We start from the raw sequence: 10,210 nt of genomic DNA, 5'->3' as shown, positions 1-10,210 counted from the left end.
TGTCCCGTCCTAAAATAGCGATACACAAAAAGTATCCTTATGGAAAATCCTCAAGAATCACGCTACTTAAAGCGTACCCAAAAAGACTACACGATGTCTTTTAAATTACAGATTGTACAAGACATAGAGCAGGGAAAGATGTCTATTTCGCAAGTCAAAAAAGTTTACGGTATTCAGTCACGCTCGACAATTGTGCAATGGCTCCGGAAATTTGGTAACTTTGATTGGGATAATCAAACACCATCAAATATGCCAAAATCACCTGAACAAAGAATAATGGAACTTGAAGCACAAGTTATGTTGTTAGAAAAGCAGAAAGCATTGCTAGAGAGAGAAGCTTATGTATCGGATAAGAAAGCTATCATCTTTGATAAAATGATTGATATTGCAGAAAAAGAATATCAAATTGACATCAGAAAAAACTCATCACCCGAACAATCGACCAATTCAAACAAGAGCAACAAGAGACAGTAATGTTTACCTGTACTTTGTTCGGGATAGACAGACAGGTTTATTATCGAAAAATAAAAAGAAGAGAAGCAAGACAATCCAAGGCTTCTAAGATAGTTGCTATGGTTATAACAATCAGGCAGACGATGCCTAGGATTGGAGCAAAAAAACTCTATTTTCTTTTAAATAACGAATTAAAGCAACTAAAAGTCGGAAGAGATAAATTTATCAGTATCCTAAGAGCTAATCATTTATTGATTGTTCCAAAGCGTTCGTATCATATTACAACCAACTCGCATCATCGCTTTAGAAAACATCAAAATCAGATTCTGGAACTAGAAATAAAACGTCCGGAACAAGTTTGGGTTTCAGACATAACCTATATTGGAAAAAGAGAAAATCCGTGTTACTTAAGTTTGGTAACTGATGCTTATTCTAAAAAAATAATGGGGTTTAATGTAGCTGATAATATGAATACAGAAAGTAGCTTAATAGCATTGGAAAACGCAATAAAACTAAGAAAGGACAAGAATTTATCATTAATACATCATTCCGACAGAGGAGTGCAATATTGTGCAAATGATTATCAAAAACTACTCAAGAAAAGCCTTATAAAGTGTAGCATGACACAAAACTCAGATCCTTATGAAAATGCAGTAGCAGAAAGAATAAATGGTATTTTAAAACAAGAATTTGATATTGATAAATTCAACAAAGACCTTCCAATTATGAAGTTGTTGGTTAAAGATGCTATTGAAATCTATAATCAAAAAAGACCTCATTACTCCAATTATATGCTAACACCAAATCAAATGCATCAGCAAAGTAAAATTAAGATGAGAACCTATAAAAGAAAAAACACTTGCAAGAACGATCCAGCAAGTGTTTAATTAATTATTTTTGTTTAATAATCTGTATCGATTATTTAGGACTAGTCATTTTTTTATTCATTGGTTTATGTACCAATGCACAAAACACAGATATCGAAGTTCAAATAGACTCCATAACAGACCAAGATCCTTCTACTAGCGAACGTATATTTACGGTACATTACCACATCCAAAACAAAACAAAAAATCTTATTTCAATAGTTTTAAATACTAAAGAGTTACGATCTAACATGTTCAACGGTTCGTCTTGGATTCCCTCTTACAGGCTGTTTCAAGAAAAAAACATGATAGAAACGAATACTGTATTCGATTCTAAAAAAAGTGATGTAGTACTTAAAAAAATAATGCAAGACCTAGAAAATAATCGCAAAGGTTTAGCTAATTATTTACTGATACAGCAAAAAGAATTAAAGATTAAAAAGAGTAAAAAAATCATAGAAAGTATCATCAAATTTCAACCTAATGAAACAAAAAACTTTTCTGCAACATTGTCTTGGGATAAAAATCGGTATCACAAATTTGAAGACAATGAATATTTTTTAGATCAAAAAACCACTCATTATCTTGATTTGTTTTTGTATTTTAACAAAGAAGAACTAGCCTCAACTCTCCTCCCTGAAGACTTAAAAATCATACTTAATGACCCCACAATCGGTACAGGATGGATATACACTAACAAAGTAGAAATCAATTTTAGAGATTAAACCACATAAAAATTCCCAACAACTCATTGAGTTATTGGGAATTTTTTATAATTAGAATAGAGAATAATTTGTTTATCTCCTTAAACAACTCTCACTACAAAATAATTTTTCTTTCCGCTTTGCAACAATACAAATTGATTGTTGATTAAGTCTTTGCTAGAAAGCACAAATTCTTCAGTAACTTTTTCACGGTTTACAGAAATAGAATTAGCTGTTAGAGCTCGTCTTGCTTCACCATTCGATTTTAGAAATCCTGCTTTTTCGTTTAAAACGTCAACAATATTGATTCCCGCTTCGATTTCGTTTCTGCTGATTTCTGCCTGAGGAACTCCGTCAAAAACATCTAAAAATGTGGCTTGATCCAATTGTTTTAAATCATCTGAAGTAGAATTTCCGAACAAAATATTCGATGCTTTAATCGCATTTTCTAAAACATCAGCTGAATGTACCATCACGGTAATTTCTTCGGCCAAACGTTTTTGTAACAAACGTATGTGTGGCGCTTCTTTATGTTTTTCAGTTAACACATCGATATCTTCTTTCGATAAAAAAGTAAAAATCTTAATGTATTTCTCCGCATCCACATCTGAGGTATTCAACCAATATTGGTAAAATTTATATGGAGAAGTTCTAACCGAATCCAACCAAATATTACCACCTTCGGATTTTCCAAACTTGGTTCCATCTGCTTTTGTAATCAACGGACAAGTTAATGCATAGGCTTTTCCGCTAGCAATTCTACGCACTAATTCGGTTCCTGTAGTGATATTTCCCCACTGGTCACTACCTCCCATTTGTAACGTACAGCTCTTTTCTCTGTACAAATGCAAAAAGTCATACCCCTGAACCAATTGGTAGGTAAACTCCGTGAACGACATTCCTTCAGCAGCTTCTGATGACAAACGTTTTTTCACAGAATCCTTTGCCATCATATAATTAACAGTGATATGTTTCCCTACATCACGAATAAAATCTAGAAAAGAAAAATTCTTCATCCAGTCGTAATTATTTACTAGTTCAGCAGCATTTGGCGCAGACGAAGTAAAATCTAGAAAACGAGCCAATTGTCCTTTTATGGCTTCTTGATTGTGACGCAAAGTAGCTTCGTCTAATAAATTTCTTTCATTAGATTTACCAGATGGATCACCAATCATTCCTGTTGCACCACCTACTAATGCAAGAGGTTTGTGTCCTGCAAGTTGAAAATGTTTCAATAACATTACGCCCACTAAATGTCCTATATGCAATGAATCGGCAGTTGGGTCAATTCCCACATATGCCACGCGCATTTGTTCCATCAAATGTTCTTCTGTGCCCGGCATAACATCGTGGAGCATTCCTCTCCAAGTTACTTCTTCAATAAAATTCTTCATCTTTATTAATCAATTTACTTTCTTCGGTTCAGCCAACATGGCTTGGTGATTACAAAGATAAGAATTTCAATGGCAATGGCAATTTCAACACTAATTTCTAATTTAAACACAAAAAATAGTTTCAAAAATCACATTCAGATTTCTAATTTGGCTGAAAAATGGCATTGTCCTTGGCGTTGATTTTATTACTTTTACGATATGATTTTAGTTACAGGAGCAACCGGTTTAGTAGGCGCACATTTATTGATTCATTTGATTGAAAATCAAAATAATGAAAGCAGTACCATACGTGCTATTTATCGAAATATTGCATCAATCGAGAAAACAAAATCCTTATTTGCCTTTTACAAAAAAGAGTTCCTCTTGCAGCAAATTGAATGGGTTCCTGCAGATATAACCGATGTACCATCTTTAGAAATTGCTTTTCAAAATATTAAAACTGTTTACCATTGTGCTGCTATAATATCATTTGATCCAAAGGACGAAAATAAACTCCGGAAAATAAATATTGAAGGAACCGCAAACGTGGTGAACTTTTGCATTGCTTATGGTATAGAAAAATTGTGCTTTATAAGTTCAATAGCAACTCTTGGTGATTTGTTACCCCACGAAAAATACATTTCAGAAGAAACAGAGTGGAACCCAGAACAAAACCACAGTGACTATGCCATTTCTAAATACGGTGCCGAGATGGAAGTGTGGCGCGGCCACCAAGAAGGTTTAGATGTTATAATTATTAATCCGGGAGTTATTCTGGGACCTGTACTAGATCACAAAGATTGGGAACAAGGAAGTGGCCAATTATTAACTCAAGTAAAAAAAGGACTAAAATATTATACAAAAGGCACCTCTGGATTTGTTGCTGTTACAGATGTTGTACAAATAGCCATGAGTCTTATGGAAAGCAATATAAAAAACGAACGCTTTATTGTTATTGCTGAAAATATTGTTTTTCAAGAAATACTCAATACTATGGCCGATGCGCTGCATGTAAAAAGACCAAACACACACGCTAGTCCTTTTTTAATGGAAATTTTATGGCGTTTAGACTGGTTATCATCTGTTGTTTTTAGAACTAAAAGAAAGCTATCTAAGATTACTGCAAAGGCAACATACACTCAAAACACCTATTCAAACCATAAAATTAAACAGCAACTCAATTTTAATTTTACAACTGTAAAACCCTATTTACAATCTACTATTAAACCAGTGAAAAAAGTTTAATTTACGATCTCCGACTTTGTGGTAGCAACTGGATTAATTTTATTTTTTTTAGCCTTAGCTTTCTTATCATCTAGTTTAGCTTGAGTCTCTGCTTTTTTAACATTCGCTTCTAAACGTTTTATTACTTTTTCATACATAGTTTTGTAGACCTCATCATCAGCGGCGTAGTACTGTGTGTTTTTTATATACTGTACACTATCTACCTTATACTTTTTAAAAATAAAAGCACTTGCATTGATTTTAAAAGAATCTAAAGAGGCCGGGTTTTGGTATTTTATGGCCTCTAAAACTGACAAATCATACATGATATCCACCATAACATCTTTCTCTATGAGCTTTTCAGGTTCGGGAATGCCATTATGATCTTTACAACTCAATAAAAAAAGAAAACATATTACGGAGATATAATGTTTAACCATGATAATTATCTTTCAAATTCTAAACGTTTTCCTGCGCGAATGTCCTTTACCTTGAATGCGTTGTAAACCAATTGTCCATTTACAAAAGTGTGCGTAATTCTGGATTTAAATGTAAATCCTTCAAAAGGAGACCAACCACATTTAGCCAAAATATTTTCTTTTTTAACACTCCAAGGCAAACCTGTATTTACAATAACTAAATCGGCAAAATAACCTACTTTGATAAAGCCTCTTTTGTGAATTTGAAAAATCTTAGCAGGATTATGACACATTTTCTCAACAATTTTCTCCACGCTAATTTTACCTTGATGATGTGCTTCAAACATGGCTACTACTGCGTGTTGCACTAATGGCCCACCAGAGGGAGCTTTTAAGTAACTAGACTGTTGTTTCTCCTCAAGTGTATGTGGAGCATGATCTGTAGCAATCACATCGATGCGGTCATCAAGAAGTGCCTGCCATAATGCCTTGCGGTCAGTATCGCTTTTTACTGCTGGATTCCACTTTATTAAATTCCCTTTAGTTGCATAATCCTCATCAGAGAACCACAGATGATGAATACAAACTTCGGCTGTAATTTTCTTGTCTTCTAATGGTATTTTATTGGTAAAAAACTCAAGCTCTTTAGCCGTTGATAAATGAAAAACATGTAATCTAGCGCCTGTTTTTTGAGCTAATTTAACGATACGTTCTGTAGATTTGTAGCAGGCCTCTACCGATCTAATTTCGGGATGACATGCTACGGGAATAGCATCGCCATATATTAATTTGTACTTTTCTAAATTTTCTTTAACCGTTGTTTCGTCTTCGCTATGTACAGCAATTAAAAGTTTAGTAGAAGAAAATATTTTTTCTAATGCTGCCGAACTATCTACTAACATGTCTCCTGTTGAAGACCCCAAAAATAATTTCAAACCCGCTACATGTCGTGGATCTGTTTTTAAAATCTCTTCCAAATTATCATTAGTACCGCCCATCATAAATGAATAATTGGCAAAAGACTTTTGGGAAGCCAAAACATATTTTTGTTCTAATATTTCTTGAGTTATAGCATTAGGTACTGTATTAGGTTGTTCAATATAACTGGTAATTCCGCCTGCTACAGCTGCCCTAGACTCTGATTCTATATCGCCCTTATGCGTAAGTCCTGGTTCTCTAAAATGTACTTGATCATCAATTGCTCCCGGAATTAAAAAATTTCCTTCGGCATCAATAATTTTACAATCAGAAGATTTAGCGCTAATACTTTCGGCTATTTCAACAATGATTTCATTTTCAATTAACACATCTCCTTCAAAAACTACCCCTTCATTTACAATTTTGGCGTTCTTAATTAAAATCTTATTCATATTCTGTTTTTATAGTGTGTTTATCATTTTTTTTAATCGCAAAGCAATTACACCAAATACGGCTTCAACAATGATGGAATTACTCATCTTAGATTGTCCTTTCGTTCGGTCTGTAAAGATAATAGGAACCTCAACAATCTCAAATTTTTTGCAATAGGTACGGTATTTCATTTCTATTTGAAAAGCGTAGCCCACGAAACGAATTTTATCTAAATTGATTTCTTCAAGAACTTTCCTTTTATAGCAAACAAAACCTGCGGTGGCATCATGAATTTTCATTCCAGTAACCAAGCGCACATATACTGATGCAAAATAAGACAATAACACCCTACTTAACGGCCAGTTCACCACATTTACACCAGTTGCATAACGAGAACCAATGGCTAAATCAGCATCGCCAAAATGGCAAGCGCTATAGAGTTTTTCTAAATCTTTTGGATCGTGAGAGAAATCAGCATCCATCTCAAAAATGAATTCATATTCATGCCGCAATGCCCATTTAAATCCGTGCACATAGGCTGTACCCAACCCTGATTTTTTTTCTCTTTTTTCAAGAAACAAGCGTCCTTCAAACTCTTTTTGGAGAAGCATAACTTTATCCGCAGTATGATCTGGAGAGTTGTCATCAATTATTAAAACATGAAAAAGCTTGTGCTGTGATAGCGCAGCTCTTATGATACTTTCAATGTTTTCAATTTCGTTATAGGTAGGGATTATAACTATACAATCATTCATTTTTTTCAACTAAATTCAGTGCAAAAGTAACCATTTTATGCCATTTCATCCTTAATAAAATTATAATAAAAAGAATGATATAAAAATTAGTAATTTTGCAACGCTATGATTGAAAACGTACTTCATCCGAGAATCATTGAGAACAAAGATTGGGCTACTGCGCTATTTGTTCTTTCTTTTGCTATAATAGCAATCACTAAATCAGTATTTGAAAATAGATTTGGTGAGTTTGCCAATCTTATTTTTTCTAATAAATACATTAAAGTATATAGAGATAGCAGTCATTTAAAAAGTAGTTTTACAATTGCACTATTCTTTGTACAAATAATTTCATTTGCCTTTTTTATCCAGATTGCATTAAACCAATTTGGTTATGCATCAAAAACAGATTGGATTTTATACATCCAAATTGTTACTTTTTTGATATTTTTTATTCTATCAAAATACCTTATTGAAAAAATCATTGCTACATCATTCAACATAGAGGAATTCATGGAGCAGTTTAATCTTCAAAAAGTTACTTATAGAACTTACATAGGACTCTTTATACTCCCAATTAACATTATTTTATTCTATTACGATACAATTTCAAGAAATATTCCACTTGCAGTAATAGCTACTGTATTGATAGCTAATACACTAACTTATTTGATTTCAATAAAAAATTATCAAAATATAATATTCAGTAAGTTGTTTTATTTTATTTTATATCTTTGCGCCTTTGAAATAGCACCCTATTATTTTATGTATTATTGGTTTACAAAAGGGATTGCTTAGAAAACGCTAAATATGAAAGTGAAAACAATTTTGGTGTCACAACCCGAGCCTAAAGTGGAAAATTCCCCTTACTTTGAACTTCAACAAAAGCACAAAGTAAAAATTGATTTCAGACCTTTTATTCATGTAGAAGGAGTAAACGCTAAAGAGATTCGACTACAAAAAATTGATCTTAACCACTACACCGCAATTATTTTAACAAGTAAAAATGCGGTAGATCATTTTTTTAGAGTTGCTGACGAAATGCGCTACAAAGTCCCCGAAGGATTAAAGTACTTTTGTCAATCTGAAGCTATTGCTTTTTACCTTCAAAAATACGTAGTGTACCGTAAGCGCAAAATTTACGTAGGACCAAAAGACTTTGCTGATTTATCTCCGCTGATAAAAAAATACAAAGACGAAAAGTTTTTACTACCAGCCTCGGATCAATTGAATGCTGATGCACCAATAACGCTAAATGCTTTAAAGGTTGACTGGACTCCTGGTGTTTTTTACAAAACTGTAATGAGCGACTTATCTGATCTTGCTGATGTATATTATGACGTACTGGCTTTTTTCAGTCCTACTGGGATAAAATCATTGTTTATGAATTTTCCTGATTTTGAGCAAAACAATACACGCATAGCAGTTTTTGGAAGTACAACTCAAAAAGAAGCACTAGATCATGGTTTAAGAGTAGACATTCTTGCACCAACACCAGCAACACCTTCTATGACTATGGCTTTAGAAAAATACATTACCGAAGCTAATAAAGCAAAATAATTTTTTTATAACATACATATTAAAGCCATTCGCAATCCGAATGGCTTTTTTTATATCACTACATTTCTTTACTTAATGTTACTAATGCTACTTATTATTGTAAATTTGGTTTTCGATAATAACAAAATATCATTATCCTATTTAAATTTATAAGCTATGAAGATAAATTCACTAGTAGTAGAAATCGATGGTATCGACAAAGAAATTTTACGCGATCTAATGGAGGATGCCCGAAAACCAATTCTTCAAATTGCGAATAAAATAGGGATTTCAGGAGCTGCAATTCACCAACGCTTGCGAAAACTAGAGCAATCTGGCGTGATTTCAGGATCGAAATTTACTGTAAACAACAAAGTATTAGGCTACAATACTATGGCTTTTGTAGGCGTTTATCTAGACAAGGCTGCTAGGAACGCTGAAGCCGTTCGCGATCTAAAAAAAATTCCAGAAGTTTTAGAATGCCATTACACTACCGGAAATTGGTCTATTTTAATTAAAATTATATGCCGAGATAATGAACATTTGATGCAGCTCCTAAATACAAAAATTCAAGCTATTGAAGGCGTTTCTAGAACTGAAACGTTTATTTCACTAGACCAGCAAATAGATCGACAAATACAACTTTGAGGAAAGTGAGTTGTGAAAAGTTAAATGTGAGAAGTGTGAAAAGTGAAATGTGAGAAGTGAGAAGTGAGATATAAGAAGTAAGAAATAAAAAATCCAAACTCCATAAGATTGGAATTTGGATTTGATAATTAATCCTTAGAAAATTAGAGAATTAGTCTCTTCTACCGCCCATGTAAATCGAGATATAATACAGTAAAGTTGCTATAGAACCTAAAGCGGCTACAACATACGTTCTGGCAGCCCATTTTAAAGAATCTTTGGCTCCAGCCTGTTCTTGAGGCGTAAGCATTCTTTTATTTTCTAACCAAGCCAAAGCACGATTACTTGCATCATATTCTACTGGCAAAGTAACTATTGAAAATAAAGTTGTTGCCGCAAAAATAATAATTCCCACTAATAACAATCCCGGAAAAGTCTTGATCATTAAGATTCCAGCTAGTAAAATCCATTGCATATAACTAGAGGCTACGTTTACAACAGGAACAAGTTTAGATCTCATGGTAAGCCACTCATACCCCACTGCATGTTGCACTGCGTGTCCACACTCATGCGCAGCTACGGCAGCAGCAGCTGCATTGCGCTGGTTGTACACGGCCTCGCTTAAATTAACTGTTTTATCAGCAGGATTGTAGTGATCCGTCAAACGTCCAGGGGTTGAAATCACTCTTACGTCACGAATACCATTGTCCGCTAACATTTTCTCGGCAATTTCGGCACCTGTCATTCCGTTTTGCAAATGTAATTTTGAGTAGTGTTCAAATTTGCTTTTAAGTCTTGAACTAACTAACCAGCTAAAAAGCATTATTGCTCCTGCTAGAATTAAATAACCCATTCCCATATCTTTGTTTTTTAGATTTTTTATTAAAGTTACTAAAGAAATAGCAAATTCTGCACCATTTT

At 33.6% G+C, this 10,210-nt stretch carries 12 protein-coding genes; 7 read left to right on the top strand and 5 right to left on the bottom strand.

Going from position 1 to position 10,210, the window contains the following annotated elements:
• Positions 1 to 39 precede the first annotated feature (39 nt).
• From FJV36_RS16305 to FJV36_RS02865, 3 genes are read left to right on the top strand one after another with little or no spacing between them, the layout of a single operon-like run.
• Positions 40 to 474, top strand: coding sequence for a helix-turn-helix domain-containing protein (locus FJV36_RS16305; RefSeq protein ID WP_158728780.1), 435 nt, complete (start codon positions 40 to 42; stop codon positions 472 to 474).
• Complete coding sequence (locus FJV36_RS02870) at positions 474 to 1,340, top strand: IS3 family transposase (protein WP_199250875.1); 867 nt, start codon at positions 474 to 476, stop codon at positions 1,338 to 1,340. Before FJV36_RS16305 ends, FJV36_RS02870 begins: the two co-directional genes overlap by 1 nt.
• Complete coding sequence (locus FJV36_RS02865; protein ID WP_158730189.1) at positions 1,313 to 2,044, top strand: hypothetical protein; 732 nt, start codon at positions 1,313 to 1,315, stop codon at positions 2,042 to 2,044. The genes FJV36_RS02870 and FJV36_RS02865 overlap by 28 nt, the downstream gene beginning before the upstream one ends.
• Positions 2,045 to 2,124: 80 nt before the next feature.
• Here the strand turns inward: FJV36_RS02865 and tyrS are convergent, their stop codons facing one another.
• Positions 2,125 to 3,417 (bottom strand): tyrosine--tRNA ligase, encoded by a 1,293-nt coding sequence (gene tyrS, locus FJV36_RS02860; RefSeq protein ID WP_158730190.1) that lies wholly within the window; start codon positions 3,415 to 3,417, stop codon positions 2,125 to 2,127.
• A gap of 198 nt (positions 3,418 to 3,615) precedes the next feature.
• Between tyrS and FJV36_RS02855 the strand changes: the two genes are divergently transcribed.
• Positions 3,616 to 4,641 (top strand): NAD-dependent epimerase/dehydratase family protein, encoded by a 1,026-nt coding sequence (locus FJV36_RS02855; RefSeq protein ID WP_158730191.1) that lies wholly within the window; start codon positions 3,616 to 3,618, stop codon positions 4,639 to 4,641.
• On the opposite strand, the gene FJV36_RS02850 is transcribed toward FJV36_RS02855, so the two are convergent.
• From FJV36_RS02850 to FJV36_RS02840, 3 genes are read right to left on the bottom strand one after another with little or no spacing between them, the layout of a single operon-like run.
• Positions 4,638 to 5,060 carry a DUF4296 domain-containing protein gene (locus FJV36_RS02850; RefSeq protein WP_158730192.1) on the bottom strand — a complete coding sequence of 141 codons (423 nt, stop codon included), beginning with the start codon at positions 5,058 to 5,060 and terminating at the stop codon, positions 4,638 to 4,640. The two genes, FJV36_RS02855 and FJV36_RS02850, sit on opposite strands and share 4 nt — an antisense overlap.
• Before the next feature lie 5 nt (positions 5,061 to 5,065).
• On the bottom strand, positions 5,066 to 6,409 hold the full coding sequence (locus FJV36_RS02845; protein ID WP_158730193.1) for a dihydroorotase: 1,344 nt from the start codon (positions 6,407 to 6,409) through the stop codon (positions 5,066 to 5,068).
• A 9-nt stretch (positions 6,410 to 6,418) separates the two neighbouring features.
• A complete protein-coding gene (locus tag FJV36_RS02840; RefSeq protein WP_158730194.1) occupies positions 6,419 to 7,144 on the bottom strand; it encodes a polyprenol monophosphomannose synthase in 726 nt (241 codons plus the stop codon).
• A gap of 105 nt (positions 7,145 to 7,249) precedes the next feature.
• On the opposite strand from FJV36_RS02840, the gene FJV36_RS02835 reads away from it, so the two are divergent.
• From FJV36_RS02835 to FJV36_RS02825, 3 genes are all read left to right on the top strand, one after another.
• On the top strand, positions 7,250 to 7,921 hold the full coding sequence (locus tag FJV36_RS02835) for a DUF4271 domain-containing protein (protein WP_158730195.1): 672 nt from the start codon (positions 7,250 to 7,252) through the stop codon (positions 7,919 to 7,921).
• Between the two features lie 12 nt (positions 7,922 to 7,933).
• On the top strand, positions 7,934 to 8,683 hold the full coding sequence (locus FJV36_RS02830; protein ID WP_158730196.1) for a uroporphyrinogen-III synthase: 750 nt from the start codon (positions 7,934 to 7,936) through the stop codon (positions 8,681 to 8,683).
• Positions 8,684 to 8,839: 156 nt separating this feature from the next.
• Positions 8,840 to 9,310 (top strand): Lrp/AsnC family transcriptional regulator, encoded by a 471-nt coding sequence (locus tag FJV36_RS02825; protein ID WP_158730197.1) that lies wholly within the window; start codon positions 8,840 to 8,842, stop codon positions 9,308 to 9,310.
• Positions 9,311 to 9,461: 151 nt separating this feature from the next.
• Here the strand turns inward: FJV36_RS02825 and FJV36_RS02820 are convergent, their stop codons facing one another.
• A complete protein-coding gene (locus FJV36_RS02820) occupies positions 9,462 to 10,148 on the bottom strand; it encodes a zinc metallopeptidase (RefSeq protein ID WP_158730403.1) in 687 nt (228 codons plus the stop codon).
• Positions 10,149 to 10,210 lie beyond the last annotated feature (62 nt).

Origin of the sequence: Flavobacterium sp. I-STPP5a (assembly GCF_009764685.1) — a bacterium.
Classification (GTDB): Bacteria; Bacteroidota; Bacteroidia; order Flavobacteriales; family Flavobacteriaceae; genus Flavobacterium.
Note: the sequence above shows the minus strand (reverse complement) of the source record. Positions and strands in the feature narration are given on the sequence as shown.

Coding starts and splice junctions, on each gene's coding strand:
- FJV36_RS16305 (WP_158728780.1), top strand. CDS start 40: ATGGAAAATCCTCAAGAATCACGCTACTTAAAGCGTACCCAAAAAGAC.
- FJV36_RS02870 (WP_199250875.1), top strand. CDS start 474: ATGTTTACCTGTACTTTGTTCGGGATAGACAGACAGGTTTATTATCGA.
- tyrS (WP_158730190.1), bottom strand. CDS start 3,417: ATGAAGAATTTTATTGAAGAAGTAACTTGGAGAGGAATGCTCCACGAT.
- FJV36_RS02855 (WP_158730191.1), top strand. CDS start 3,616: ATGATTTTAGTTACAGGAGCAACCGGTTTAGTAGGCGCACATTTATTG.
- FJV36_RS02850 (WP_158730192.1), bottom strand. CDS start 5,060: ATGGTTAAACATTATATCTCCGTAATATGTTTTCTTTTTTTATTGAGT.
- FJV36_RS02845 (WP_158730193.1), bottom strand. CDS start 6,409: ATGAATAAGATTTTAATTAAGAACGCCAAAATTGTAAATGAAGGGGTA.
- FJV36_RS02840 (WP_158730194.1), bottom strand. CDS start 7,144: ATGAATGATTGTATAGTTATAATCCCTACCTATAACGAAATTGAAAAC.
- FJV36_RS02835 (WP_158730195.1), top strand. CDS start 7,250: ATGATTGAAAACGTACTTCATCCGAGAATCATTGAGAACAAAGATTGG.
- FJV36_RS02830 (WP_158730196.1), top strand. CDS start 7,934: ATGAAAGTGAAAACAATTTTGGTGTCACAACCCGAGCCTAAAGTGGAA.
- FJV36_RS02825 (WP_158730197.1), top strand. CDS start 8,840: ATGAAGATAAATTCACTAGTAGTAGAAATCGATGGTATCGACAAAGAA.
- FJV36_RS02820 (WP_158730403.1), bottom strand. CDS start 10,148: ATGGGAATGGGTTATTTAATTCTAGCAGGAGCAATAATGCTTTTTAGC.